This is a genomic window from Thalassospira lucentensis (assembly GCF_050516545.1).
Taxonomy (GTDB): Bacteria; Pseudomonadota; Alphaproteobacteria; order Rhodospirillales; family Thalassospiraceae; genus Thalassospira; species Thalassospira lucentensis_C.
Genome location: NZ_CP191544.1, coordinates 1,428,828 through 1,454,157, shown reverse-complemented (window position 1 = coordinate 1,454,157; position 25,330 = coordinate 1,428,828). Strand labels below are relative to the sequence as shown.

Annotated in this window: 23 protein-coding genes and 1 pseudogene; 6 read left to right on the top strand and 18 right to left on the bottom strand. The window is 50.2% G+C overall.

Going from position 1 to position 25,330, the window contains the following annotated elements; genetic code table 11:
- Positions 1-178 precede the first annotated feature (178 nt).
- Positions 179-3,007, top strand: coding sequence for an excinuclease ABC subunit UvrA (gene uvrA, locus ACQ0MK_RS06715; protein ID WP_430475369.1), 2,829 nt, complete (start codon positions 179-181; stop codon positions 3,005-3,007).
- 39 nt (positions 3,008-3,046) lie between these two features.
- On the opposite strand, the gene ACQ0MK_RS06710 is transcribed toward uvrA, so the two are convergent.
- Positions 3,047-4,024 carry a hypothetical protein gene (locus ACQ0MK_RS06710; RefSeq protein WP_430475368.1) on the bottom strand — a complete coding sequence of 326 codons (978 nt, stop codon included), beginning with the start codon at positions 4,022-4,024 and terminating at the stop codon, positions 3,047-3,049.
- A 196-nt stretch (positions 4,025-4,220) separates the two neighbouring features.
- On the opposite strand from ACQ0MK_RS06710, the gene trmFO reads away from it, so the two are divergent.
- Positions 4,221-5,567 (top strand): methylenetetrahydrofolate--tRNA-(uracil(54)-C(5))-methyltransferase (FADH(2)-oxidizing) TrmFO, encoded by a 1,347-nt coding sequence (gene trmFO / locus ACQ0MK_RS06705; protein ID WP_430475367.1) that lies wholly within the window; start codon positions 4,221-4,223, stop codon positions 5,565-5,567.
- 63 nt (positions 5,568-5,630) lie between these two features.
- Here trmFO and ACQ0MK_RS06700 read toward each other — a convergent pair whose 3' ends face one another.
- From ACQ0MK_RS06700 to ACQ0MK_RS06690, 3 genes are all read right to left on the bottom strand, one after another.
- Positions 5,631-6,215 carry a hypothetical protein gene (locus ACQ0MK_RS06700; RefSeq protein WP_430475366.1) on the bottom strand — a complete coding sequence of 195 codons (585 nt, stop codon included), beginning with the start codon at positions 6,213-6,215 and terminating at the stop codon, positions 5,631-5,633.
- A 150-nt stretch (positions 6,216-6,365) separates the two neighbouring features.
- Positions 6,366-7,211 carry a phytoene/squalene synthase family protein gene (locus ACQ0MK_RS06695; protein WP_430475365.1) on the bottom strand — a complete coding sequence of 282 codons (846 nt, stop codon included), beginning with the start codon at positions 7,209-7,211 and terminating at the stop codon, positions 6,366-6,368.
- 6 nt (positions 7,212-7,217) lie between these two features.
- Complete coding sequence (locus tag ACQ0MK_RS06690; RefSeq protein WP_430475364.1) at positions 7,218-8,390, bottom strand: mechanosensitive ion channel family protein; 1,173 nt, start codon at positions 8,388-8,390, stop codon at positions 7,218-7,220.
- 108 nt (positions 8,391-8,498) lie between these two features.
- On the opposite strand from ACQ0MK_RS06690, the gene ACQ0MK_RS06685 reads away from it, so the two are divergent.
- Complete coding sequence (locus ACQ0MK_RS06685) at positions 8,499-9,851, top strand: NAD(P)-binding protein (RefSeq protein WP_430475363.1); 1,353 nt, start codon at positions 8,499-8,501, stop codon at positions 9,849-9,851.
- 5 nt (positions 9,852-9,856) lie between these two features.
- Here ACQ0MK_RS06685 and ACQ0MK_RS06680 read toward each other — a convergent pair whose 3' ends face one another.
- From ACQ0MK_RS06680 to yajC, 5 genes are all read right to left on the bottom strand, one after another.
- A complete protein-coding gene (locus tag ACQ0MK_RS06680; RefSeq protein ID WP_430475362.1) occupies positions 9,857-10,237 on the bottom strand; it encodes an Mth938-like domain-containing protein in 381 nt (126 codons plus the stop codon).
- A 50-nt stretch (positions 10,238-10,287) separates the two neighbouring features.
- Positions 10,288-11,199, bottom strand: coding sequence for a DMT family transporter (locus tag ACQ0MK_RS06675; protein ID WP_430475361.1), 912 nt, complete (start codon positions 11,197-11,199; stop codon positions 10,288-10,290).
- Between the two features lie 141 nt (positions 11,200-11,340).
- Positions 11,341-12,270, bottom strand: a complete 930-nt coding sequence (secF, locus tag ACQ0MK_RS06670) for a protein translocase subunit SecF (RefSeq protein ID WP_430475360.1) — start codon at positions 12,268-12,270, stop codon at positions 11,341-11,343.
- 19 nt (positions 12,271-12,289) lie between these two features.
- A complete protein-coding gene (secD, locus tag ACQ0MK_RS06665; protein ID WP_430475359.1) occupies positions 12,290-13,864 on the bottom strand; it encodes a protein translocase subunit SecD in 1,575 nt (524 codons plus the stop codon).
- A 143-nt stretch (positions 13,865-14,007) separates the two neighbouring features.
- Positions 14,008-14,385, bottom strand: a complete 378-nt coding sequence (gene yajC, locus ACQ0MK_RS06660) for a preprotein translocase subunit YajC (protein WP_350041574.1) — start codon at positions 14,383-14,385, stop codon at positions 14,008-14,010.
- A 272-nt stretch (positions 14,386-14,657) separates the two neighbouring features.
- Here yajC and ACQ0MK_RS06655 point away from each other — a divergent pair, with 272 nt between their 5' ends.
- Complete coding sequence (locus ACQ0MK_RS06655; protein ID WP_430475358.1) at positions 14,658-15,521, top strand: ATP-binding protein; 864 nt, start codon at positions 14,658-14,660, stop codon at positions 15,519-15,521.
- A gap of 13 nt (positions 15,522-15,534) precedes the next feature.
- Here the strand turns inward: ACQ0MK_RS06655 and ACQ0MK_RS06650 are convergent.
- From ACQ0MK_RS06650 to ACQ0MK_RS06640, 3 genes and pseudogenes are all read right to left on the bottom strand, one after another.
- A pseudogene (locus ACQ0MK_RS06650) lies at positions 15,535-16,307 on the bottom strand (IS5 family transposase).
- A gap of 101 nt (positions 16,308-16,408) precedes the next feature.
- A complete protein-coding gene (locus ACQ0MK_RS06645; protein WP_430475357.1) occupies positions 16,409-16,846 on the bottom strand; it encodes a MerR family transcriptional regulator in 438 nt (145 codons plus the stop codon).
- A 120-nt stretch (positions 16,847-16,966) separates the two neighbouring features.
- Entirely contained in the window at positions 16,967-18,460 is a 1,494-nt protein-coding gene (locus ACQ0MK_RS06640) for a hypothetical protein (RefSeq protein WP_430475356.1), read from the bottom strand.
- Between the two features lie 188 nt (positions 18,461-18,648).
- On the opposite strand from ACQ0MK_RS06640, the gene ACQ0MK_RS06635 reads away from it, so the two are divergent.
- The gene (locus tag ACQ0MK_RS06635) at positions 18,649-19,434 is read left to right on the top strand and encodes a DUF4198 domain-containing protein (protein ID WP_430475355.1); all 786 of its coding nucleotides are present in this window, start codon (positions 18,649-18,651) and stop codon (positions 19,432-19,434) included.
- Positions 19,435-19,525: 91 nt separating this feature from the next.
- Complete coding sequence (locus ACQ0MK_RS06630) at positions 19,526-20,179, top strand: hypothetical protein (RefSeq protein WP_430475354.1); 654 nt, start codon at positions 19,526-19,528, stop codon at positions 20,177-20,179.
- 39 nt (positions 20,180-20,218) lie between these two features.
- Here ACQ0MK_RS06630 and ACQ0MK_RS06625 read toward each other — a convergent pair whose 3' ends face one another.
- From ACQ0MK_RS06625 to ACQ0MK_RS06600, 6 genes are read right to left on the bottom strand one after another with little or no spacing between them, the layout of a single operon-like run.
- A complete protein-coding gene (locus ACQ0MK_RS06625) occupies positions 20,219-21,670 on the bottom strand; it encodes an MFS transporter (RefSeq protein ID WP_430475353.1) in 1,452 nt (483 codons plus the stop codon).
- Positions 21,671-21,722: 52 nt separating this feature from the next.
- Complete coding sequence (locus tag ACQ0MK_RS06620; protein WP_430475352.1) at positions 21,723-22,451, bottom strand: energy-coupling factor ABC transporter ATP-binding protein; 729 nt, start codon at positions 22,449-22,451, stop codon at positions 21,723-21,725.
- Positions 22,435-23,232 (bottom strand): cobalt ECF transporter T component CbiQ, encoded by a 798-nt coding sequence (gene cbiQ / locus ACQ0MK_RS06615; RefSeq protein ID WP_430475351.1) that lies wholly within the window; start codon positions 23,230-23,232, stop codon positions 22,435-22,437. The genes ACQ0MK_RS06620 and cbiQ overlap by 17 nt, the downstream gene beginning before the upstream one ends.
- Entirely contained in the window at positions 23,229-23,840 is a 612-nt protein-coding gene (locus ACQ0MK_RS06610) for a cobalt ABC transporter permease (RefSeq protein ID WP_430475350.1), read from the bottom strand. The genes cbiQ and ACQ0MK_RS06610 overlap by 4 nt, the downstream gene beginning before the upstream one ends.
- Entirely contained in the window at positions 23,833-24,507 is a 675-nt protein-coding gene (gene cbiM, locus ACQ0MK_RS06605) for a cobalt transporter CbiM (RefSeq protein ID WP_430475349.1), read from the bottom strand. Before cbiM ends, ACQ0MK_RS06610 begins: the two co-directional genes overlap by 8 nt.
- Before the next feature lie 18 nt (positions 24,508-24,525).
- Positions 24,526-25,323 carry a DUF4198 domain-containing protein gene (locus ACQ0MK_RS06600; RefSeq protein WP_430475348.1) on the bottom strand — a complete coding sequence of 266 codons (798 nt, stop codon included), beginning with the start codon at positions 25,321-25,323 and terminating at the stop codon, positions 24,526-24,528.
- Positions 25,324-25,330 lie beyond the last annotated feature (7 nt).

The following is a 25,330-nucleotide window of genomic DNA, read 5'->3' as shown; positions in this document are numbered from 1 at the left end:
AAGATTTGTGAAGCCCGCCGGACTTGTTCGGCGGGTTTTTTCGTGCATCCATGATGGTACAGGTTGTGAAAAGTCAGTCTCCTGACAAATACTGACAGGAACTGTCAGGGGCTTGCTTGCGTATAGAGCCTGGCTCCTCTATACACATTTCGAACAATTCAGGAACAAAAGGCCCGACATGCTGACGAAAATTTCGGTTCGCGGTGCGAAAGAACACAATCTGCAGAACATTGACGTAGAACTGCCGCGCGATGCGCTGGTGGTCATTACCGGCCTGTCGGGTTCGGGTAAAAGCTCCCTCGCATTCGATACAATCTATGCTGAAGGGCAGCGTCGTTATGTCGAAAGCCTCTCGGCCTATGCACGCCAGTTCCTTGAACTGATGCAAAAGCCCGATGTCGAATATATCGACGGTCTTTCACCGGCAATTTCCATCGAACAGAAAACAACGTCACGCAATCCGCGGTCGACCGTCGGAACCGTGACCGAGATTTACGATTATATGCGGTTACTTTGGGCACGTGTTGGCATTCCCTATTCGCCAGCAACCGGTCTTCCAATTGTCAGCCAGACAGTTTCACAAATGGTCGACCGCGTTCTGGAGATGGAAGAAGGTACGCGCCTTTATCTTCTGGCCCCCATCGTGCGCGGCCGCAAAGGTGAATACAAAAAAGAACTGCGGGACCTGCGTTCGCGCGGTTTCCAGCGCGTAAAGATTGATGGGGAAATGTACGACATCGACGACGCGCCGGAACTTAACAAGAAACTCAAACACGACATTTCAGTCGTGGTCGACCGTCTGATTGTTAAGGATGGAATCGGAACACGTCTTGCGGACAGCTTTGAAACCGCCCTTGAATTGACCGATGGCATTGTTCTGACCGAAGACGCCAAATCCGGCGATACGACGGTATTTTCGGCCAAATTCGCCTGCCCTGTTTCCGGCTTTACGATTGAAGAAATCGAGCCACGTCTGTTTTCGTTTAACAATCCGTTTGGCGCCTGCCCGGCCTGCGATGGTCTTGGGACCCATATGGAATTCGACCCGATGCTGGTCGTGCCCGATGAAAGCAAAACGCTTGATGATGGCGCAGTTGCCCCGTGGGCTAGCACGACGTCAAAATATTATCTGCAGACTTTGAAATCCGTTGCCAAGCATTTCGGATTTAAAACCAACGTTGCTTGGGAAAAACTGCCCAAAACCGCACAGGACATCATCCTGTTTGGATCGGGTGACGAAGACGTCACGGTCACCTATGACGATGGTTCGCGCAGTTATAAGGTTTCGCGTCCGTTTGAAGGCGTTATTCCCAATATGTCGCGTCGCTGGCGCGAAACCGATAGTCAGTGGGCCCGCGACGAGCTTGCCAAATACCAGATGGTTTCAAACTGTCCGACCTGTGATGGTCAGCGTCTAAAACCGGAAGCCTTGGCCGTTAAGGTCGACGGGGCTGAGATATCACGCATTACCAGCCTTTCAATATCCAAGGCCGCGGATTGGTTCTTGGCACTTGAAGATAAACTGACCGCCAAGGAAACCGAAATTGCGCGCCGGATCTTGCGTGAAATCAATGATCGGTTGCGATTCTTGCGCGATGTTGGCCTGGATTACCTGTCGATGTCGCGCACATCTGGCACCCTTTCGGGCGGTGAAAGCCAACGTATCCGATTGGCATCACAGATTGGTTCGGGTCTAACCGGTGTGCTTTACGTTCTTGATGAACCCTCCATCGGTTTGCATCAACGCGACAATGACCGTTTGCTTGAAACGCTGAAACGTCTGCGTGATCTTGGCAATACGGTTCTGGTCGTCGAGCACGATGAAGACGCGATCCGGGCAGCGGATTACGTTGTTGATATGGGGCCCGGTGCCGGTATCCACGGTGGTCGTATCGTTGCCGAAGGAACACCAGAACAAATTCAGCAAAACCCCAATAGCTTAACGGGTAAATACCTTGTCGGGACCGAACAGATTGCCGTGCCCAAGGAACGCCGTAAAGGCAATGGCAAGTCGATCAAGATCAAGGGCGCAACTGCCAACAATCTCCAAGGCGTGGATGCTGACTTCCCGCTTGGTAAGTTCGTCTGTGTGACAGGTGTTTCAGGCGGCGGAAAATCAAGCCTTGTGATCGAGACGCTTTATAAAGCGCTGGCTAAGCGGATGCATAATGCCCGCAACCATCCCGGCGCACATGACAACATTACCGGCATCGAACATATCGATAAGATCATTGATATCGACCAAAGCCCGATTGGCCGGACACCGCGATCAAACCCGGTAACCTATACAGGCGCCTTCACGCCGATCCGTGAATGGTTCGCCCAATTACCCGAAGCCAAAACACGCGGTTACAAGCCGGGACGTTTTTCGTTCAACGTCAAAGGCGGACGCTGTGAATCCTGCCAAGGCGATGGGGTCATCAAGATAGAAATGCACTTCCTGCCAGATGTGTATGTCGAATGTGATCAGTGCAAAGGCAAACGATACAATCGTGAAACACTCGACATATCGTTTAAAGGCAAATCGATATCTGACGTTCTTGATATGACCGTTGAAGAAGGTGCAGACTTCTTCAAGGCGGTACCGTCAATCCGCGACAAGATGGAAACGCTTAAACAGGTTGGATTGTCTTACATCCATCTGGGGCAACAGGCGACCACCCTTTCAGGGGGGGAAGCTCAGCGCGTCAAGCTTGCCAAGGAGCTGTCAAAACGCGCCACCGGCCGCACGATCTATATTCTTGATGAACCAACGACCGGCCTTCACTTCCACGATATCCGCAAACTTTTGGAAGTGCTTCATACCATCGTTGATCAGGGCAATACGGTTGTCGTGATTGAACATAACCTTGACGTCATTAAGACTGCCGACTGGATCATTGATATCGGGCCGGAAGGTGGTGATGGTGGCGGAAAACTTGTCGGTACAGGAACCCCGGAAGACATCATGGCCAACAAGGAAAGCTACACTGGCCATTACCTTAAACGTCATCTTGGGTTGGAATAGAAAACATCTGCGGGGCAGTATCACGCTGCCCCGCTTTTCCTATCCGGAGTTGGTCACCCTGTTTTCGACCCGCTTGACCAAGGCCGTGCTAAGCCGTTCACTGAAACCAGACAAAAATGCAAACACCAGAACGATGGAAATTTGCTGTCCGGCTGCCGCAGAATTACTGATCTGATCTAGGTCATCAAGATTGTGCAATTCATCCAACGGAATTGGCAAAATGCCCGCGCGCAAGGCCAAAAGCACAACAAGCGCAAAACAGAACCCCATACATGGCCGGAAAAGGAAGTTAAAGAACACTGATGCCGGTTCCATTTCATCCCATGGCGTATCTTTGCCAAGCCGCATCATCATGCTGGTCAGCGCGCCAATTGCCCCGAAGCTGCCGACAAAGAACAACAGATCATAGCTGAACCCGAATATCTTGCCGCTTCCGGCACTGATGATGTTGTCAACTTGTACAAACAATAGAACCGCAAATATCAAAACGATTGGCGACAAAGCCAATGCAAGGGCTGCAATCCGAAGACTTTTGTTAAAGGATGTCTCCATCGGATTACCATCCGGGACCGGTTTAGGAACGTCTTTTTGTTCATGCACGAGATCATGCAGATACCCTTGCACAAATCCATCTCTGCCCTGATTTAAGGCCAGAAGCATAAGAACGGCATCGGAATTCTTTCTCTCTGATTGGGCTTCTGGTTGTCCGCTGCCATCACGCCACCAACGCAAGAATGCGCGCATGACAAGTGATGCGCGCCATCCCTGACGGGTGGCAACAACATATTCGATCATGCTTTCGATATCTGCCGGACTAAATACGCCTTCACCAGAGTTCCCGAACGGGAAGCCAAGTCTGCGTTCTTTTACCTCGTGCGGCTCAGGTCCCTCGTCCTTGGCAGGTTCGCGAGTATCTGCATCACATATCACTTCACGCAATTGCCGCCGACGCGGCACCAGACCGATGACCGGGCAATGGGTAGGTTCATAGCCATATGGGTGATGCGGGTAGCTCATATGATGTGCCATCTTCTCGTGTGAGGGACAGAACGGCTCTGGCATATAAGACGTACTATCTGTGGCATTGTGAAATTTTATCGGCTTATGGCCCTGTCTCAGACAAATTGTGCGTAATTGACTTGAAATCGGGTCCATTGCACCGCTATGTGTGTGCCAAGATTTAAAACACATTCTGCGCGAGGAGTTCGCATACGTGAATACGGCAAAACCTGTTCATATTATTGGTGCCGGTCTGGCCGGCAGTGAAGCCGCTTGGCAGCTTGCCGAGGCCGGTGTTCCTGTCATCCTGCATGAGATGCGCCCGGTACGTCCGACAGATGCGCACCATACAGATAAGTGCGCCGAATTGGTCTGTTCGAACTCCTTCCGATCTGACGACAAAGAATATAACGCGGTTGGCTTGATCCACGATGAAATGCGTCGTGCAGGATCGATCATCATGCGCTGTGCGGATCAACATAAAGTACCTGCTGGTGGTGCGCTTGCTGTTGATCGCGAAGGTTTCTCGCAAGCTGTGACCGAGGCGCTTGAAAACCATCCGTTGATCACGATGGAACGCGGTGAAATTGATGGTCTGCCACCCCAAGAATGGGAACAGACCATCATCGCAACGGGTCCGTTGACATCAGGCCCGCTTGCCGAAGCAATCCGTTCGGAAACCGGCGAAGAAAGCCTTGCCTTCTTTGATGCCATCGCGCCAATCATCTACAAAGAAAGCATTGATTTCGATAAAGCATGGTTCCAGTCGCGATATGACAAGGGCGATGGCAAGGACTATATCAATTGCCCAATGAATGAAGCGCAATACAACACCTTCATTGATGCTTTGATCGAAGGCGACAAGACCGAATTCAAGGAATGGGAAAAAGACACCCCGTACTTTGACGGCTGCCTTCCAATTGAAGTTATGGCTGAACGTGGTCGCGAAACGCTGCGCCACGGCCCGATGAAACCGGTCGGCCTGACCAACCCGCATGACCCGACCAACAAGCCACGGGCAATCGTACAGCTTCGCCAAGATAATGCTCTGGGCACGCTTTACAACATGGTCGGTTTCCAGACGAAACTGAAATACGGGGCCCAGGCGGATGTTTTGCGCATCATTCCGGGGCTGGAAAAAGCCGAATTTGCCCGCCTTGGCGGCATCCATCGCAATACTTTCTTGAATTCTCCTCGTCTTCTTGATGGCACCCTTCGCTTGAAATCGCGATCTGACTTGCGCTTTGCGGGACAGATCACGGGTTGTGAGGGCTATGTCGAAAGTGCGGCTGTTGGTCTTATGGTCGGGCGTTTCACCGCTGCTGAAAAAGCTGGTAAGACGCTGCCTGCCCCGCCACTGGCCACAGCCATGGGAGCCCTCCTTAACCACATCACGGGTGGTGCCGATGAAAGCACATTCCAACCGATGAATGTGAATTTCGGACTGTTCCCTGATCTGGAACTCACCAAACGTGTTAAAGGCCGTGATCGCAAGAAACTTTATACAGATCGCGCCATTCCACTGTTTGATGAATGGCTGAGTGCAATCTCAGCAGCCTGACAAAATGACAAAACCCGCATCAAAAGATGCGGGTTTTTCTGTTCTGTATCGTAGTTGCTGTGATCAGGGATAGGTTTTGGGCTGACGTGTCAGTTTCCCGGTAACATCCCGAATTTGTTCACCGTCTCGGAAACGTCTAAACACCAAATCCATGTTACCATCATCGTCAAGATTACGCTCATATACCTGCATCTCGTAACCACCTTCATCAGTGATATAAAGCGCATGGATGGTCAGGGTTTTATCAACAATACGCGCCCAAAAGAATGGCTCACCCTTTAACGGGTCATTTGGAATGCGTTTGCCAAACAGGCCCGAACGCATTGCACTACCATAGATATCAGGGCGCTCGGTCGAATAAAATTCGATATTCAGTGAAACGTTCTTTTCACGGCCATCTGGCTTATGAATGACGGTTGACCAGTCAACGACAAAACCCCGTTCAGTTTTATCAATGACCACGTCAAGGTCACGCGCCTGAAGTTCGCCCTCGGCATGTTCAATCGTTTCACCGTGATACATACCAACAAATGGATCAATGCTTTCCGCCTGACCAATTCGGGAAGACAGCCCGACCAAACAGATCAGTCCCACGAAAATCAGATTCTGCAACCAATGCTTTCCAAACTTGTCATTCGGATGTGCCATTTGGATCCTCACCTTCGGTGTTTAAACCGATGTTGCGCCGTGTAATCAAAGCGTTATCACGCTAACACGTCCTGATCACAGCTGTCTTATGCTTTATCATTAATGTAGATGATATTTTCGCGATATCCAGTGTCGCCAAAATCCGCACGCTCAATATCGCTTCAACAAACCATTTAACGTCAATCGCAAGCTCGCTGGTCGGGCAAGGCCAAACTCGGCAGAAAACGGATCAAACTTGGCCTTTGCCAGTTTACGAAGATATCCATCGGCCAGAACAACTGGCAAAGCGGCAGTATGTGCATTTTTAGGCAAAGCTGCACGGTGCTTACGCGCTTCACTTATACGGTCACGTGCAAGTTCCGCCAGTTCACGGGCTAAAGCACGCACTTCATCCTTTTTACGAAACTCAAAGATATCGCTTTGCCCAACGCTGTGATGTTCCATGCGATCCTTGGGCAAATAAAGCCTTTTACCACGTCCATGAAACACCATCGCACGCATGATCCCGACCAGCCCATAGGCATTACCCGCAAGACGTGCCGCATGTTCTGCGTCTTCGCCCGTCGCACCAAGAAGACGCGCTGCAAACACGGAAAGTTGCCCCGATGTTTGGTCGATATACTGATCAAGTTCCTGTTGATTGGCCGGTTGGCGGTCTTCCAGATCAAACTCACGCGCGGCAACCAAAGCTTCAAGGTCCGATATCGAAAGCAAACCTGTTTGCAGAAGTTCCGCCATCGGTTCGACAACCTCATGCTTGCGAACTGTGCCCCCTGCCAGCTCTGTCAGGGTATCCTGCCACCACTGCAGGCGGATATGCCCCAGCATGACATTACTAACCATTTCACGGGTTTTCGAAACTTCCTGGTTAAAGGCATATAACGTGAAAAGATGTTCTCGTTTTTCCGGTGCTGCAAACAGTGCGCATAAAAAACGGTCTCGATCATTACGACGAACAAAGTCAGCACAGTAGGAAAGTTTTGGCGTATCAGTCATTCTTACTTATCCGATCTGACGTGTGCGAGATTGATCGTCGTTCGGGATGGATGTCATTTCCGGCATGGTTTCGACATATAGCGATTGCGACGGGAAGGCAAAGGCAGCGCCCTCCTCTTCGACAATGCGTTTAAATGCGATGATGTGGCGATTGCGGATTTCGCGCCAGACAACCCAATCCGTTGTGGCGGTAAAATAATACAGATCAATATTGATCGAACTTGCCCCAAAATCAGACAGATGCACCATTTGAACAACGTCGGTTTGGGCGACATCATCGTCATCCCGCAAGAAACTGCGCAGATTCTCGACGATGGTTTCCATCTGCTTGGCCGTTGTTCGATATTCAAGGCCAATGACCATTTTAATGCGTCGATGGGTCATGCGTGACCAGTTGATCACGGGCGAATCAACAATCTGCGCGTTGGGCATGGTCACCAGTGCCTTGGCAAAGGTGCGAACCTTTGTAGCACGCAGGCCGACAACCTCAACCGTACCTTCAAAATGCGGTGTTTCGATCCAGTCACCACGTTTGTAAAGATTGTCTGCAAAGATGGTCAGCCCACCAAAGATGTTGGCAACAGAATCCTTGGCTGCAAGCGCAACCGCCATCCCGGCAAGGCCAAGACCACCCAAGAACGCTGAGACATCAATGCCCCAGTTTTCAAGAAAGATCACCCCACCAATAACAACGATCAGGGTTTTCACCCCGCGAATGAAGAACTGCCGAAGATCATCCCCAAGCCCGGCACCAAACCTCCCGATAAACCGGTTAAATGAAACGCCAACAGGTTCAACCGCCCGAAAGAATGCCCAGAAAAGACAGAACGACGCGGCAACAGCAATGATCTCTATAAGTGCGCTATCAATACCAATAGGAAATTCAAGCAATTCGATCGCTAAATAGATACCCAACAGCATCACGAGTGCCTGAAGCGGCAAGGCAAAGGCATCAAGTACGTTGGCGATCATACTTTGCGACCGCTGATGTGCAATTCGACCCAAGAGACCAATGGCACCGCGGACAAGAACACGCTTGAAAATAAAGAAAACGATAAGCACCAAAACGGCGCCAGTCCATCTACCAACATCACCGCCGCCAAGCATGTCGATCCAGGTATTCATTTGACCGATGACTTCTTCATTCAGGCTGTCGAGTTCGGTAGTAATTTCATCCATGGCTTGTAACGTATTCTGCTGTTAAGGTTATTTTCTGATATTCGCGAAACTATAGCGTGCAGCTAAGCATTTCTGGCCTTTGTATAACAATTAAAATGGCGCAGGCATATGGCATCCTTCACGTCCGGGCGATTACATGTAATTGGTGGCGGCTTGGCAGGTGCTGCCCTTGCAACAGTGATGGCAGAAGATGGTGTTGATGTTGCTTTGTATGACGAGGCCGAGCCATTTGAAAGCCGCTGGACCCGTGGCATGCAAACGGCCCCTAAAAGCCATAAGACAGCCGAACCAGAAATCTTTTACGATCCAGAGGGACTGGTTGCAGATTATTTCGCCCGATTTCCTGAAATTCCAACAAAACTGATCCGCTCAGCACATTGCGTCATGGGCCTGAAACGCGGACGACGCAAACCGGCTGTCATAAAGCTTGATCATGGCATAGCACACGCACTGGTCGCACGCAGACTTGGGTTTGTTCTACGAACCATCACCGCGATCAATCTTTGGCATCAACGGTTTGCGAGCGAAGAAATACGGGCTGGAAACTCATCCTTTCCCAGTGATTTCGATACTGATGAGCAAGCAAACAAGCCTGGTACATATCATCGGGACGCTTTGGCGGTTCTTGCCGAAGTATTATTTTCGATGCCTGCTCATCGCTGTTCGAGCGCGCTACTTGCACGCGTCCTTGCACCCAATCTTCGATCCCTTATTTCAAAGTCGCATGATCCAGTATTTTCGGCGATCGACCCGATCATTTTAAACGACATCGCCCTACCGACACTTCGGGAACGGTTTATCACTTCTGGCGGGAAAATTAACGCCTATACCAAGCTGGGCGATATCGACAGCACATCAGAATATGCGACGGATCTCTTGTTTGATGATGACACGCAAATCGTCCTGAAACCCAACGATGCGGTCGTTTTGGCACTTCATCCGCGCCCTTTATGCAATACCGTCCCAGATATCGGCATTCCACCTGCCCCGGCACGCCGCCAAACCATGGCGTTTGAATTAAAACGCTCCTTCGCGGAACCGCGGTGCTTGTTGATCAGCGACGATATTGTCCGGGCAATTTATTGTAGCCGCCGCCATATCCAAGTCAGTTTGAACAGCAGTTTCCACCTACCGCCTGACGGAACAATTGATCAATTTGCCGAACGCATTTGGAAACGCTGTGTTTGGTTATGTGATCAATATTTGAATATGGACCTGCAAGCGCGTTCTCAGAATAATCAAGATGTTGATTATCCCAATTTCCGCTTCATTGATACCGAGGCCCCCTTCCCCGAATTTAGCCCCGGGCTTGCAGCATTTCGACATCGACTGCGCCCACCGTGGAAGAACCTGTTTTTATGTGGCGATTCATTTCCAGCGGAATATCCCCCTGGACCGGCTGCATTATTTGCCAGTGTCAAACAGGTTCGTCAGCAATTACAGGGTTTCTTTAGCCAATAAAACAATCAAACCGCTATCAGGGCTGCTGCCACGCGGCGGGCTTCTGCGACAAGAACGTTATAGGTTCGACAAGCTGCACCGGTATCCATCGGTTCGATAACTATCCCATGTTCTCTCAAAGCCTGTCGCCATTCCATTGGAATCTGGGTTAGCCGTTTCCCCATGCCCAACAAAAGAATGTCGGTGGTTTCGGCGGCTTCAATGATGCGCTCGAACGAATTCAAAGTGATGTCATCAACAGATTTCACGTTCCAAGTATAAACGGAATCTGGAAACAACAAAACTGACCCTACGACGGTATCTTCGCCAAACCGAAACAGACCATCTCCATAACTGGTTACCAGTTTTTGGCCCTCGACTGCCATTGTACTTACTTCAAGAGACATGTTTCCTCCATTTAGATGCTTCTTAAGCTTTCCGAAGCCTGATTGACATATCAGAGAAGATCGACATTTTCCGTTACAGCTTTTCCACGCCAGAGAATGAACAAACCGGAAGTAACCACGATACCACATCCTAACAGCATCATCATGTCCGGCTCTTCTCCGAATACGGTCATACCCAGGGCAATACCAAACAGCAATCGCGAATATCTGAAGGGTGTGACGGCCGAAACATCACCGCTGCGCATCGCTTTCATTAGAGCCGCATAGGCACACGCGCCCATCAGGATTGCCCCCAGAAAATAGAGAACGCTTCTTCCGTCGAGCCAAGTGAACGATTTTTCATCCCAAACAGAAAACAACAAACCGGCTATGATAATTGCAACGAAACCATAGAATCCCAGAATTGATGTACTGAGTGAAAGCGGTGCAGCACGGCTCGCTAGATCACGCGCAGCAAAGCCAATCGTACCGATTACGGCAAGCAAGGACAAAGCGGAAAAGCTGTCGGTGGTTGGGCGAAGAATGATCAAAACGCCGAGCAAACCAATCAGGATCGCAGTCCACCTTCGCCATCCGACTTTTTCGCCAAAAAGTACTGCTGCGCCAAGAACCACAATAAGCGGTGTTGCCTGAAGAATAGCCGTGGTTGACGAAAGCGGCGTAAGAGCAAGTGCAAGCACGTAAAACAAGCGCCCGACAACTTCAAAAACAACCCGGATATACATGGTTTTGGACAAAACGTCTCGGTTCAGCAGGGATTGCCCCTGAGAGCGCGCGACAATTGCGAACAAAATTGCACCGCCAAAACCGAATAGAATAAGGACCTGCCCAACCGGGTGCGTTTCCGAAACAGCTTTAACCAACGCATCTTCAACGGCAAAGGTGATCATTGCCGCCATCATCCAAAGGCTTCCCTTTAGATTGGCGTGGTTAGGATTACTTGCATCTATACCGAGTTTCATGGGGCAGAAACCAGATTTTAAAGGACATCAATACCGGCAGAGAACAGCCGAAAATGGTGACGGAATTAAAAGGTAAAAGGCCGGACTTGTTGGTAGTCAAGTCCGGCCTCTTTTAAAGATTTGTTCAAGTAGCCTAACTGATCAGGCTTCGACTTCCTTGCCTTCCTCGGCTTCTGGGATTTTACGTTTAAGACGCAAGACAACCAAAAGCGGAGAAGCCACGCAAATCGACGAATAGGTCCCGATCACGATGCCAAAGATCAGGGCCATCGTGAAACCACGGATCGCTTCGCCACCAAACGCAAACAATGCAATCAACGCCAACAATGTGGTGAGTGATGTCATGGTCGTACGCGACAGGGTCGAATTGATCGAAAGATCCAGAAGATCCGGAATTTCCATTTTACGGAACTTTCGGAGATATTCGCGGATACGGTCAAACACAACAACTGTATCGTTGATGGAATAGCCCGCAACCGTCAAAACCGCCGCCAGTGTAGCCAAATCGAACTGAACACCCGTGATAACAAAAAATCCGATGGTGATCAGAACGTCATGCAGAAGTGCGACCACCGATGCGACGGCAAACTGCCATTCGAACCGGAACCAGATATAGATCATGATCAAAAGAAGCGAGATCACGACGGAATAAAATCCGGCTTCTTTAAGCTCGCCACCAACTTTCGGGCCGACCAGTTCACTACGACGGATGGTCACATCTTCGCCAAGGGCTTCTGTAAGCTGCGCCAATGCCGTCATCTGGGCTTTTTCATCACCGTCTTGGCGTTGTAGCTGGATCAGGATATCGTCTGGTTCACCAAATTCCTGAATCGAAATATCGCCAAGACCAAGACTTCCAAGATTGTCACGCAATCCGTTGATATCTGCGGGGCCATTGGTCTTGATTTCAACAAGGATACCCCCGCGGAAATCGATCCCGAAATTCAGCCCCTTGGTGAAGAATAAGCCAACAGATGCCAACACCATCACCAAGGATACGATATAGAAGATTTTCCGGAATTTGAGGAACGGGATGTTCACGTCTTCCGGGATAAGATGCAAAGGTTTCATATCTTCCCTGTTCCCTTCCTCAAAGTACCAGCTCAGTCGGACGACTGCGCTTCACCCAGGCTGCAATAAGCAGACGGGTCAACCAAATCGCCGAGAACATGGATGTGATAATGCCAATTGCCAGCGTCACGGCAAAGCCCTTGATCGGGCCAGAACCGAAGCTAAACAGTACAAGTGCAGCAATCAGCGTGGTGATGTTGGCATCAAGAATGGTCGACATTGCACTTCGATACCCGGCATCAATCGCATTAATGATCGTCCGACCATTACTTCGTTCTTCACGAATCCGCTCAAATATCAGAACGTTTGCGTCAACGGCCATACCAACCGTCAGAACGATACCTGCAATACCCGGCAAGGTAAGCGTTGCCTGGAGAACAGACATCACCGCCAACACAAGGATCAGGTTCATCATCAATGCGATGTCAGCATAGACGCCAAAGCGGCCATAGCTGATCACCATAAAGGCAATAACAAAGACAAGACCGAGTACAGCAGCAATTTCACCTGCCTCCACTGAATCCTGACCAAGGCCGGGACCAACAGAACGTTCTTCAAGGATTTGCATCGGCGCAGGCAATGCACCTGCACGCAGCAACAACGAAAGATCGTTGGCTTCCTGAACGCTGAACTGACCAGTGATGATACCGTTACCACCAAGGATTGGCTCATTGATGCGGGGTGCAGAAATCACCTCGCCATCAAGAACAATCGCCAGTCCACGACCTGCACTCTTACTAGTGACATCGCCAAAGCGTGCACCGCCGGCTGCATCAAAGCGGAATGAAACGACGGGACGGCCATCGCTAAATGTGGGTTGAGAATCAACAAGGTTATCGCCTGAAACCACAACACGACGGTCAATCAGATATTCACGAATTCCAGCCGCTTTGTCACCTTCATCTGCCGATGGCAGGATCATGGTTCCTGGTGGAAGCCCCGTTGCACGCGCATCAGCAGCCGTTTTTTCGGCATTGACCAGATGGAAGTTCATCTTTGCTGTACGCCCCAGGATCGCACGTAAGCGCGATGGGTCATCAAGCCCGGGAACCTGAACAACCATGCGGTTTTCGCCCTGACGCTGGATCGACGGTTCGGTCGTTCCAAGTTCATCAACACGACGTCGGACAACTTCAAGCGACTGTGCAATTGCACGGTCGATCAGTTCCTTACGCGCAAGATCGTTATAGGAAACAAAGATGTTGTTCCCATCATTGCTTACATCGGTGTTCGGCTCAGCCGCACGCGCAATCTCAAGGGACTTTTCAACATCCTCAGGTTTGAGAACAGTAATCTCAGCACCATTTGAAGAAGCTTCGCGTGGGCGATTGCGAATCTGCTCTTTGCGAAGTTCGGTACGAATGGTGTCAGCCAATGCGTCATATCGTTCACGCAAGACGCTATCGGTATCCACCTCAAGCAGCATGTGCGAACCACCACGAAGGTCCAAGCCAAGGCTGACTTGTTTGCTCGGCAAATAGCTAGAACCTGTCGGTAGAATTGACGAGGGCAGGAAGTTTGGCGCGGCGTAAACTACGCCCAAAGCACACACCAGAAGGACCAGTGCTACTTTCCATTTTGTAAAATAAAGCATGTGTTTTTTGACCGGATCTGTCTGGGTCAACCTTGGTCTGGCTCCAAGATCATTGGAACTACGGGTATTTTGTACCGCTTCAGGCCACCGGTAAAATGCAAGAAGGCGGAGCCATATGCCCCGCCTTACTTAGCGCGAAGAGATCAATCTTTTTTGGTCTCTTCTTCGTCTTCTTCTTTATCGTCTTTGGTATCACTTTTGGCCGGTTCGGTTTTCGACAGCACCGACGAAACCATACCGCGTGCCACTTTAACTTTGACACCATCAGCAATCTCGACCGACAGCTCATCATCACCAATTACTTTGGCAACGGTGCCGATCAGGCCACCAGCAGTGACAATTTTGTCGCCACGGCGGATCGCCCCGAGCATTGCTTTATGTTCTTTCTGTTTTTTCTGCTGAGGACGGATAAGCAGGAAATAGAAAACAACGAAAATCAGGATAAGTGGCGCGAACTGCATCAGTGCGCCTGCACCGTCTGCACCACCAGCGGCCTGAGCGTAAGCCGTCGAAATAAACATTAGGAACTCCTAATTCCTCAGAACAAAAAATATCAACTGCCGGAATATAACGGGGTGCTACGTCAAAGCAAGGACGAACCGGATTTTTCACAGGAAAATAACGTCCTGTGTGGCTTCGTTCACCCTGTGTTAGCCTCAAGAACCGTCAACAAGCTGTTCTATTCTATCCTCGATATGCTAGCTTTCCGGCCATCATGGGGTGAAACAGTAAAACAACTCACCCCGTCCCTAGCCCATGTCACCCAAGAATAAGAAACATCCAAGAGGCTTCAATGAATACCGATTTTGATAACTTATTGCCGACATTTGAAAGAATTGCGACCGCACTTGAGCGCATGGCTCCACCTGCGCGCACCGAAAACGACCTGAGTGCTGCGGATGCTTTCGTCTGGCAGGCTGAGACCAGTTACCTGCAGCCCGTACGCAATGTTAATCGCATTGATATCAGCCTGTTGCAGGGAATCGGCCAGCAAAAAGAAATTCTTTATAACAATACCAAACGATTTACCGATGGCCTGCCGGCCAACAACGCCCTTTTGTGGGGCGCACGTGGTACCGGCAAGAGTTCGATTGTCAAGGCCATGCATGCCAAGATCAACTTGGAACGCCCCGCAGCCTTGGCATTGGTCGAAATTCATCGGGAAGATATTCCAAGCCTGCCCGAGCTTTTGCATATCTTGCAGGAAAGCGGTCGAAAGACAGTTCTTTTCTGTGATGATCTATCGTTTGATATGCAAGATGAAAGCTATAAGTCGCTAAAGGCTGTTCTTGAAGGTGGCATTGAAGGTCGCCCGAAGAACGTTATCTTTTATGCCACGTCAAACCGTCGCCATCTGATGGCACGCGACATGATCGAAAACGAGCGGTCCACGGCAATCAACCCATCCGAAGCCGTCGAAGAAAAGGTATCGCTTTCAGACCGTTTTGGCTTGTGGCTTGGATTCCACAACATTTCGCAAGACGTTTATTTCGAAATTATCGAAGGGTATGCAAAAGAGTTCAAACTGGACTTACCAATAGAAGAATTGCACGCACGGGCCAAAGAATGGACAGTTACCCGTGGTAGCCGTTCTGGTCGTGTTGCTTGGCAATTCATTCAGGAAATTGCGGGTGAACTGGGCAAGACCATTGACTAGGAGGTGTTTACATTCATTGACAACATTTGAGCGCGGCGACGAGGTTCAGGAACCCCATATAGTTTCTGGCAAGTTTGCCGTAACGGGTTGCAATACGTCTGAAGTTTTTGATCTTGCTGAAGAAACGTTCAATCATATTGCGCTCTTTGTAGAGTTCTCGGTCGAAAGGCCGCCATTGTGCTGTTGTGGTTCGGCGGGGTACGACAGGTTTTTCTCCGGTCGTGGGGATAGCGTTCATGGCGCGTTGGCCGTCATAACCTTTGTCCGCCAGCACATAATTTGCCTTCAAACCTTCGAGAAGACCTTCGATTTGGGTGATGTCGTTGCGCTCACCACCCGTCAGGATGAAACGTACTGAATTGCCCAAGGCATCGGTGGCTGCATGGACTTTGGTGCTCAGTCCACCTTTGGACCGTCCCAGTGCGTGAGCTTCAAACCGATCTTCGGATTGATCGCTTTTTTTGGGGCACCTGCACTGTGCTGATGGGCGCGCATGATGGTACTGTCGACCAGGATATACTCAAAGTCGGCATCATCGCTCAACGCTTTGAAAAGGTTCTCCCAAACCCCTTTGCGACACCAGCGATTGAAACGCTGGTAGACCGTGTGCCAGCGGCCAAACTCCTTGGGCAGAACAGGCCAATGTGCTCCTGAGCGCGCCAGCTACAGGACCTCCTCCACGAACAGGCGGTTATCCTGTCCCGTGCGTCCGAGGTCTGTTGCTTTGCCCGGTAACAGTGGAGCCATCCGATCGCAAAGCGCATCACTTAGTTCCTGTCGATCCATTCAGGCTGACCTCCATACAGCCAGAAGCTTGAATCATATTCTCGGCTAAAATCATATTCTCGGCTAAATGAGAATCCTAAATGTAAACATCGCCTAGGCTATCAAACGCTTTCTGCAACCAGTTTAGCCCGGATATCGGCAACAGCCTTTTCAGGGTCAATGCCACTTTCACGCAGGCTAACCGCGGCTTCGTTCTCGATTTTTCGAAGCTCCCCCAAAGTGGTCTGAACGTCCTCAAGCTGCTGCTCAAGCTCTGCGATCCTGCGACGACCAACCACCATCAAATGTGCCAATTGTTCGGTGCGCGTACGGTCTGCATCGTAAAGGTCGATATATTCTTTTATGTCTTCCAGTGAAAAGCCAAGCCGCTTGCCGCGTAGAACCAGCATCAGGCGCGCACGGTCACGATAGTTGTAAACCCGCGTCGCACCGGCGCGCTGCGGGGCAAGAAGGTTTTTGGTCTCATAGAACCGGATCGCACGCGGCGTGATGTCGAACTCTTCGGCCAACTCGGTGATACTGTAAAGCTTGTCGTTCATGGTTTTTCTTGTTTGATGACTATAATGGAACAACATCGCAACATTCGGACATTTCAGTCAACATATTTACGCTTACGTCACCTTAAAACACCCAATTAGCAATATTACGATCACGTCGTTTCAATCCGTTGGCACGGGCAATGACCGGACATAATTAAGGTCAACAGGAACATAATCCGGTCCGTCAATAACTCGCCCATTTGTGATTGCACCAGGCCAATAACAAGCAGGACTTACCCATACATTGCCATCGGGCATTGGTATGATGATATCATTCTGATAACCCACTTGATATTCCATCCGCAGATCAAAATTTCCGGCTAATCCATCAACGAACACTGGGCCAATCGCTGAGCGCGGGTCGATTAAGACATCATCATATCGATCAAAGACCGCTGGATATGTATCGTGATTGGCAAGGTCGCCGGTGAACTTCACCGGCAAGGGCGGTGTCGCAGAAAGATTCAGCTCCTTCTCATCGCCAAAGAAAGTCTGGTCTAACGGCATCAAATCTTCTGGTAGAGATGCTGGATCAGCGTGCTCGATAGCATTGCGCGCATTGATCAATCCACGCGTTGTCCCCTTCTTTATGTATTTTTGGCGTAGGAAAAAGCTATTGTTCAGACAAACCGATATGTAGTCGGGTTGCGCAATCTTCCCGCCTTTTCCCAATTTGAAAACGGCCCCGCCGTTATATTCATCACCTTCTGGTCCAGGTCGGCTATCAAACCAGCAAATGTTTGAGAAATAATACCAAAACCCACCACGCACACCATCCTGTGAGAAAAGTTTGTGGCAATTATAGAACCGGTTCCGGCCAATCCACCAACCAAGTGCCGTTGCTTCGGGCTCGACTGGATTATCGCGGATATAGCTGAATTGATTATCAAGGATTCTCACATCACGGTTATAGGTTCCGACCGGCGCATCAAGATTTTCTTCCGAGACATCCATCCGCACCCCGTTATAACAATCCCGGATGTCGTTCCTTGCCAATTCGATGTCACCAGCAATGTCATCCGCACCAAAAAACGCCCCGTTGAGATAACGGTATTTGACCTTGATGACGTTACCATCATTGTCTTTTCCGTCATGGATTTCGTCCCACCGGATTGTGCGCCACATACTCTGATCCTGAACCCAGCGACATTCCACGATGGAAATCCGTTCACTTTGCAAACCGTTTGCGTAAAACGCATAAGTTCCCTCGGTGATGCCTAGTTGCTTGAAGGATAAGGTATGGCTGTTCTCGATATAAATTGCACTGGGCCATGCACGGGTGATGCTTAGTTGTTCGATCTGAATATGGGCAACATCAATCAATTGAAATACCGCAAATCCATCACGCCTAGGATTACTTGCAGACACCGTCATGTCGGGTTGTTTTGCCCCGTCAATCACAACCCCCGTTTCCCCGCGAACAATAATCGGGTTTTCAAGAGTTCCGTTTCGGGGAAACCGTAGAGGATGCTCAAAGCGATAGTCACCCGCGATCATGCGGATGATCTGCCCCGGTTGGCTCCATGCAATTGCTTTATCCAACGTGGTTGTTGACCTTAGATGGGCATCAATCCAGTGATCTGCTCCATCCGCCGAGACGTAAACAATATCCATACCCGCCCACTCCCTGTCTTTTTGGTCCTACCTCTTTGAACATTAACGCAAAACAATTTCATCCGTCATCAATTTGAGTAACGGATGATATCATACTTTTTGATTTTTTGTATGAAATCATTTAAATCAGTAACGTGCTTTGGGCAAACCTAGGCTTCCATGCAAAAATCCAGAATAAAGGACCATCAATGTCCCTCGTCACCGGACTATTTTCAAAGGTATCCCTGTCTCTTGTGATCGCCGCATCCTTCACGGCAACGGCACAGGCCCATTTTCAGAAACTGATCCCATCAACCAATGTCGTCGATCAGGATACCGGGCGGAAGATCACCTTTGATGTGACATTCACCCATCCGATGACCAATGGACCGGCGATGGACATGGCTGAGCCGCTTCAATTTGGCATGCAATATGATGGGGTAAAGACCGACCTTTTGGGCGCGCTTAGCCCAAGGACGGTCGACGATCACGCCGCCTTTGATGCCGAAGTAACAGTAAAGGCGCCGGGTGGTTACGCCTTTTATATCGAACCGGCTCCTTACTTCGAACCGGCTGAAGGCAAATATATTATTCAATACACCAAGACCATTATCGATGCCTATGATTCCGGTGAAGACTGGGATCAGATGGTTGGTTTCCCTGTTGAAATTGAACCGCTGACCCGTCCATACGGCATTTGGACCGGCAATATGTTTTCGGGAATGGTACGTCACAACGGCACAGCCGTTCCGTTCGCAGAAATTGAAGTTGAGTATGCCAATGACGGTAGCATCACTCTTCCCAATGCGACCTTTGCAACACAGGTCATTAAGGCCGATGCCAATGGCATTTTCCACTATGCAATGCCCAAGGACGGCTGGTGGGTTTTTGCTGCGCTGATCGAAGATGGTACCATGGCGGCCCCAGAAACTGACAAACAGGTTCCCGTCGAACGTGGTGGCGTTCTGTGGGTTAAGACCGACCCCATGAATTGATTTCAACGGACGGGTTGGAAAGCGGCCTGCCCGTCCTTATCCGTCCCGGCGTTCCGATCCCTTTGCGATTAAACCAAACTGGCTTCAAACCATGGCTGTGCTTCCCCGTAAACTTCTGATGTTTTTCATACTGTTATGTGCCGCACCACTTGGCACCGCACAGGCGCACAACCTGAATGTTTTTGCGATGAGTGATGGGGATACCATTGAAGGTTACGCCTATTTCACTGGCGGAACGCGCGCACAGAATGCCAATATCGAATTACACGACAAAACGGGTCAAACGATTTTCGCGACAACCGCAGATGACCAGGGAAGCTTTGCCCTTCGTGTCAGTCACCGGACAGACTATGTCGTCTTTACCGACACCCACGATGGTCATATCGCAGAATTCAAAATCTATGAGAACGAATTTTCTGAAAACCTACCACGCCCGGGGGCAAATGATCAGATTACGGTAAGCAAACTTGAAACAACCCTTCCTGATCAGGGTTCAAAAAGTCCTGCTAGCACCACCCCAAAAACACTCGACAGCACCGAATTGGATCTGAACAGCCTTTCAAAAGATGAGCTGACAGGCTTGATCAACCGTGCTGTTGCAAGGCAGATCGGCCCATTGCGTCAGGAAGTGAATTCCTATCGAAATGATGTGCGAATGTCAGACATTCTGGGCGGAATTGGCGTGATTATTGGTATTTTCGGCATTTGTGCCTGGGTAGTTGCACGGCGACAAGTCGCCCGCTGACAGCGCCCCATCCGTCAAGACGGACAGAATAGAAACAGCTCAGACCTTTTCACTGCCTTCTACCGGCCATCTTGTATGATGGCTATCAATCACGAACCGATGCTTATGTTCGACTGGCGGGTGATAGTGCTGATGGCGATGATTGTGATCTCCGTGATCGTGGTTATGGTCTTTACCACTCTCTTGCGCAGGTTCCGTACCAGCCTGTCCATCATGGACATGAACATGGTGCGGATCATCATGCCCATGGGGATGGTCATGCCAAATTCCCGGATGGCTATGACGAATTTCAAGCGGGTCTTGCCGCGGCCACATGAAATGGGCAGCAATTAAACCAACAAACGCCAACCCACCTGATGCCATAAATGCATAGGAAAGCCCGGCCAAACTTCCCAACCAACCCACAATGCCATAGGCAATCAACCACCCCGCATGCGAAAGCGCGAAGTTCGCCGCAAAGAAGGCTGAGCGATCACCTGCCCCGGCAGATCTTTGAACCAAACGACCACCGGGTGTTTGCGCAAATGTGCTTCCGGCACCGGCAATTGCCCATAACACGCCAAACGCAGCAACATGGTGCCATTCAGCACCCATTAGCACCGCACCAAACACCATTGCCATCGCCGCACTGACAATCCCCATCATCATCAGGCGCCGTTCACCAATCCTGTCAATCACACGTGGGATCAGAAAGGCCGCCAACATCGATCCGCCGCCAGCGCATGCCAAAAACGCCGTCGTCATAAGTGCACTGCCGCCCAGCACCCCACGAGTCAAAACCACTGTATTGACGATGATCATCGCCCCGACACATGACACAGCAAAGTAGACGGCCAACAATCCGCGAAGCCGTGGTGTTTTCAAATACGCCACCACGCCAAACAACGTGTTGGCATAAAGCCCGCCATCCCTGTCGATCGGTGCTGCCTTGGGTAAAACGGCTGTCACTATCAAAATCGCGGACAGCACAAATGTCGCACTATTTGCCAAGAACAAACTGTCAAACGACCAAACGAAAAGAAGTCCTGCCGCCAATGCCGGACTGACAAGGTTTTCCAGATCATAGGCCAACCGGGCATACGAAAGCCCCTTGGTATATGCCTTTTCGTCTTCGAGGATTTCGGGAATGATGGCCTGAAAGACCGGCGTAAAGGCCGCTGACGCAGCGTTGACGACAAACACTAAAACAAAGATCTGCCATATCTGGTCAACGAATGGCAGACACAGAACAATCACAGCCCGCAAGACATCAAGCCCAACTAACCATACCCGTCTTGGCAGCAAATGTGCCATCCCGCCCGCGACTGGTGCTATGATTAGATAGGCCACCATTTTTAGAACCAGCACAGAACCCAGAACCCGCCCCGCATCCTCGCCGGCAAGGTCATAGGCCAGCAGCGACAAGGCAACTGTCGTCAAACCAGTCCCGATCAGGGATGTGGTCTGGGCGGCAAATAAATGGCGAAAGGCTGATATGGAAAACGGTGACATATTTGACGTCATCCGGACTGCGTTTCAGAGGTATTACTAAATGTGCGAACGATCAAAGTGAAGCAAGAGATTGCGCATGCTGTTCTGATCCATGACTGAAATTATCAGAGGTCGTAGATTTTTTCATTTCACCCTCTTTGATCTTGCCACCACGCAATTCAATTGTCCGGGTTGCCAGTTTACGCCGGAAATGTGGATCATGAGATATCAGGATCATGGCTTGCGGTAGTTCAAGCAAAATCTCTTCAAGCCGCTGCATGTTCTCTTCATCAAGCGCGTTTGTCGGCTCATCAAGCAATAATACATCCGGCTTCATCGCAAGAACGGCAGCAACGGACACCAACCGTTTTTCACCACCGGACAATTCGTGGGTGATGCGTTCGCGAAGGTGTTTGAGATGAAGTTGATCAAGAACTTCATCGACAATCACCAATGCTTCTTCACGGCTGGCACCCAAGTTCAGCGGACCAAATGCAATGTCTTCGACAACTGTCGGGCAGAAAAGCTGATCATCCGGGTCCTGAACAATAAACCCCACCCTACACCGCAAATCATGAAAATCTGCATCCGTGACGCAAGATTTTCCAAATGCCGTTATCTCGCCGCCATGTGGCTTAATCAGACCAACAAGGATGCGCAGCAAAGTACTTTTACCTGCGCCATTCGGACCGGTAACAAACAGGCGTTCTTGTTGATCAAGCGCCAAGCTCACGCGATCAAGAACACTTTGTCCTGCCCGATATCCATAGGAAATGTCGTTTAATTCAATAAGCGAAGACATAAGCACGATCCATAACGACAAGCATGGTTACCAGCAGGAAAAATGCCACGGCAAGTACACCGTCGCGCGGGCGGAAAATCAAATGATCAATCATCGGGAAATGGCCACTAAAGCCACGACATTTCATGGCTTCAAGCACGCGTTCAGCACGTTCCAGCGACCGCACCAGCAACATGCCAAACAAATAGCCGAACGAGCGATAGGTATGAATAGTATTACGCGCCTTAAACCCACGCAGCTTCATCGCCATACGCAAACGATGATATTCGTCATGCAGAACTGAAATATAGCGCACCGTAAACATCATCAAATGCACAAGAGCAGCCGGGCAACGCAGCCGATACAATGTATGCCCCAACGCCACAGGTGTCAGGCCCGAAAGCAGGCTTAGCATCATCAACACAACGGCATTGGCCCGAATGCCGATCAGGATGGCGTGATGAAGCCCCTCCTGACTAGCATCCGCCCCGAAAATCGAAAACATCGGTGTCCCGGGCGTTGTAAAGGGCAACATCACCAGCATAACAATGATGAAGCCATCCATCGCCGCCATGCGCTTTAACGTCAAACGCAGCGGAAGGTCGGTCAAAAACACGGTCCCAATGGCCAGCGCAAAAGCACCCAGCGCAAATTCAATCTGATGAAGACTCACCACCATGATAGCAAACAGGCCTGCTGCAACCACGCGTACACGTGGATCAAATGATCCGACAAAGGATGAAGCCTGATCGCCACTTCCCTGTACGCTTAATGGTTGGTCATGCCCGAATAGATGGCTCATGGTTTGGTTGCTTTGGCTCTCAAACGTCGTGCGGCAATGTAATACGCGATCCCGAAGAACCCGAATATATAGCCAATACCCCCAAGAATCGATTGAAGATCGTTCTTTTCTTTATAGGCGGTGATTTCACGGCGAAGTGGCCGCAATTCGTCCCGGACAATTGCAGCGATCAGTTCTTCCTGTTCTTGCGAAATCGCTTTGTTGCCACTGCTATTTCCATTGGTCGCCAAAGCAGCCTGTGCATCACTACTCGAAGATTGCGATACACTTTCGTCAAGCGTGTCTATGTCCGAAAGATCAGCAATGGCAAACATCGCCTCGGCCACATGTCCCGCCCCAAGATCAGCACGAAATACCAAATCGATCTTCTGATTTGGCGTGTAAACGAAAAAGCCATCTGCATCGGTTTTGACTTCATCGATTTTATTGCCCTGAGGATCAAAAACCTCGACCAGCGTATCTGCGGCCATGTCGCCGTTGGAAAAGCCAATCTCGCCTTCGACGTTTGATCCACTAGGAAAGACCGACGCAATGACCTTGTGGGCATGCGCATGCCCTGCCCCAAGCACCAGCCCGGCCAGAAGGACAGTTGCAAACAGCCTAGCCATTATTGACCTCGCTTGCCTGCTTCGTACCTGCAGTCGAAATTGCCAACGTGACCCCCGACATCTGATCAGCAGGCATCAGCAATTCCGGCTTTACCTTGACGATCAAATAGACCGCTGCGGCCGAAATCAGGCCTTCGACAATCATGACCGGAATATGGGCAAAGAACACAAGTTTGGCAGCAGGAATAAACGCGTCACCGCTTAGCATCAGTGAAATTGCCACAAACAGTGTGGTCAACGCGATCGAAGATGCCCCGGCCAAACCACCCCAAATGGTAGCCCCTGCCGGATTGCGGCGTGCCACCATCGAACGGAATACAAAACCGGCAATCACCGCCGGAAAGGCAATATTGACCGTATTAACGCCAAGCACGGTAAGACCACCAAACCCGAAGAATATTGCCTGCAACAGCAATCCAACGAACAATGCAGGGAATGCAGTCCAGCCAAGAACAAGCCCGGCCAGACCGCTCATGATCAAATGCACACTCGATGGACCGACAGGCACATGAATAAGCGAAGCAACAAAGAACGTTGCCGACAAGACCCCGGTCGCCGGGATCTTGTCGATCGGCAATTTTCGCAAGCCCAGCCCAAGCCCGGCAACTGCAAGAACACCACCACCAATTAAAACCTCAGGAGCCAGCGCCCCATCGACGATATGCATTTATCTTTGTCCCTAAGCCTATTTCACATCATAGGCGCGAACCCACAGGACAGCATCCTGTGAAAGCTCTTTTCCCTGAAATTCTTCATCAGGGCCACTGCCAAGTGCTGCAAATCCCCAAAATCCTGCTTTGGGAATTCCAAAAGTGAAATAACCGTTTTCATCGGAAATTGCGACAATTGCACCACCGGGCATCGGAGATGCCGTCGATGTTTTTGGTGAATTGGTCGCCATATCTGGCTCAGCCGCCATGAATTCAATTTCGACTTCGATACCGGTAGCAGGTTTTCCTTCGCTTAACACCCGCCCGGTAAAGGTTGATCCCGCAACGATATTCGTCGGTCGGTTAAGAGGCAGAATTTCGGTTTTAAGCCCCTGAGATTCCATCCAATCGGTTGGAATTTCATTGCGGTTCACATAGGACTTTGTCAGCTGCTGAATATAAAGATCTTCGCTTTCTTCATAATACGGTGCCGGTACGACAACCATGACGTAATCGCCACTGCGCTTAAGCGTGAGTGTCCCGTCATATGCGGCTGCCGAGTTCTCAGATCCAGTGAAAATAATCGGGGAAAGCGTTGATTTTAAATCAATCTTTTCACCGCGATGAACCGCGTAGAACTCAAGCGGTTCACCCATATCCATGACATGCCCGTTTTCAAACGGGTGCCAGAAGATCAGTTTAACCGGTTGATCACCCGGTTTTGTGACATTGACTTCTGGCGTATAGACCAATTGAAAATGTGCCTGTACAGGCAAAGAAGTCATTAAAAGACAGGCACTTGCGACAGCAAACCTGTTTACGGTCTTCAACATATAATCG

Bases quoted from the DNA above. Each gene is read 5' to 3' on its own strand.
- ACQ0MK_RS06625 (WP_430475353.1), bottom strand. From the start codon at position 21,670: ATGTCACCGTTTTCCATATCAGCCTTTCGCCATTTATTTGCCGCCCAG.
- ACQ0MK_RS06695 (WP_430475365.1), bottom strand. From the start codon at position 7,211: ATGACTGATACGCCAAAACTTTCCTACTGTGCTGACTTTGTTCGTCGT.
- ACQ0MK_RS06645 (WP_430475357.1), bottom strand. From the start codon at position 16,846: ATGAACGACAAGCTTTACAGTATCACCGAGTTGGCCGAAGAGTTCGAC.
- ACQ0MK_RS06620 (WP_430475352.1), bottom strand. From the start codon at position 22,451: ATGTCTTCGCTTATTGAATTAAACGACATTTCCTATGGATATCGGGCA.
- ACQ0MK_RS06640 (WP_430475356.1), bottom strand. From the start codon at position 18,460: ATGGATATTGTTTACGTCTCGGCGGATGGAGCAGATCACTGGATTGAT.
- ACQ0MK_RS06710 (WP_430475368.1), bottom strand. From the start codon at position 4,024: ATGAGCTACCCGCATCACCCATATGGCTATGAACCTACCCATTGCCCG.
- ACQ0MK_RS06630 (WP_430475354.1), top strand. From the start codon at position 19,526: ATGGCTGTGCTTCCCCGTAAACTTCTGATGTTTTTCATACTGTTATGT.
- ACQ0MK_RS06635 (WP_430475355.1), top strand. From the start codon at position 18,649: ATGTCCCTCGTCACCGGACTATTTTCAAAGGTATCCCTGTCTCTTGTG.
- ACQ0MK_RS06700 (WP_430475366.1), bottom strand. From the start codon at position 6,215: ATGGCACATCCGAATGACAAGTTTGGAAAGCATTGGTTGCAGAATCTG.
- ACQ0MK_RS06685 (WP_430475363.1), top strand. From the start codon at position 8,499: ATGGCATCCTTCACGTCCGGGCGATTACATGTAATTGGTGGCGGCTTG.
- cbiM (WP_430475349.1), bottom strand. From the start codon at position 24,507: ATGCATATCGTCGATGGGGCGCTGGCTCCTGAGGTTTTAATTGGTGGT.
- secF (WP_430475360.1), bottom strand. From the start codon at position 12,270: ATGAAACCTTTGCATCTTATCCCGGAAGACGTGAACATCCCGTTCCTC.
- cbiQ (WP_430475351.1), bottom strand. From the start codon at position 23,232: ATGAGCCATCTATTCGGGCATGACCAACCATTAAGCGTACAGGGAAGT.
- secD (WP_430475359.1), bottom strand. From the start codon at position 13,864: ATGCTTTATTTTACAAAATGGAAAGTAGCACTGGTCCTTCTGGTGTGT.
- uvrA (WP_430475369.1), top strand. From the start codon at position 179: ATGCTGACGAAAATTTCGGTTCGCGGTGCGAAAGAACACAATCTGCAG.
- ACQ0MK_RS06675 (WP_430475361.1), bottom strand. From the start codon at position 11,199: ATGAAACTCGGTATAGATGCAAGTAATCCTAACCACGCCAATCTAAAG.
- ACQ0MK_RS06655 (WP_430475358.1), top strand. From the start codon at position 14,658: ATGAATACCGATTTTGATAACTTATTGCCGACATTTGAAAGAATTGCG.
- ACQ0MK_RS06610 (WP_430475350.1), bottom strand. From the start codon at position 23,840: ATGGCTAGGCTGTTTGCAACTGTCCTTCTGGCCGGGCTGGTGCTTGGG.
- yajC (WP_350041574.1), bottom strand. From the start codon at position 14,385: ATGTTTATTTCGACGGCTTACGCTCAGGCCGCTGGTGGTGCAGACGGT.
- ACQ0MK_RS06680 (WP_430475362.1), bottom strand. From the start codon at position 10,237: ATGTCTCTTGAAGTAAGTACAATGGCAGTCGAGGGCCAAAAACTGGTA.
- ACQ0MK_RS06690 (WP_430475364.1), bottom strand. From the start codon at position 8,390: ATGGATGAAATTACTACCGAACTCGACAGCCTGAATGAAGAAGTCATC.
- ACQ0MK_RS06600 (WP_430475348.1), bottom strand. From the start codon at position 25,323: ATGTTGAAGACCGTAAACAGGTTTGCTGTCGCAAGTGCCTGTCTTTTA.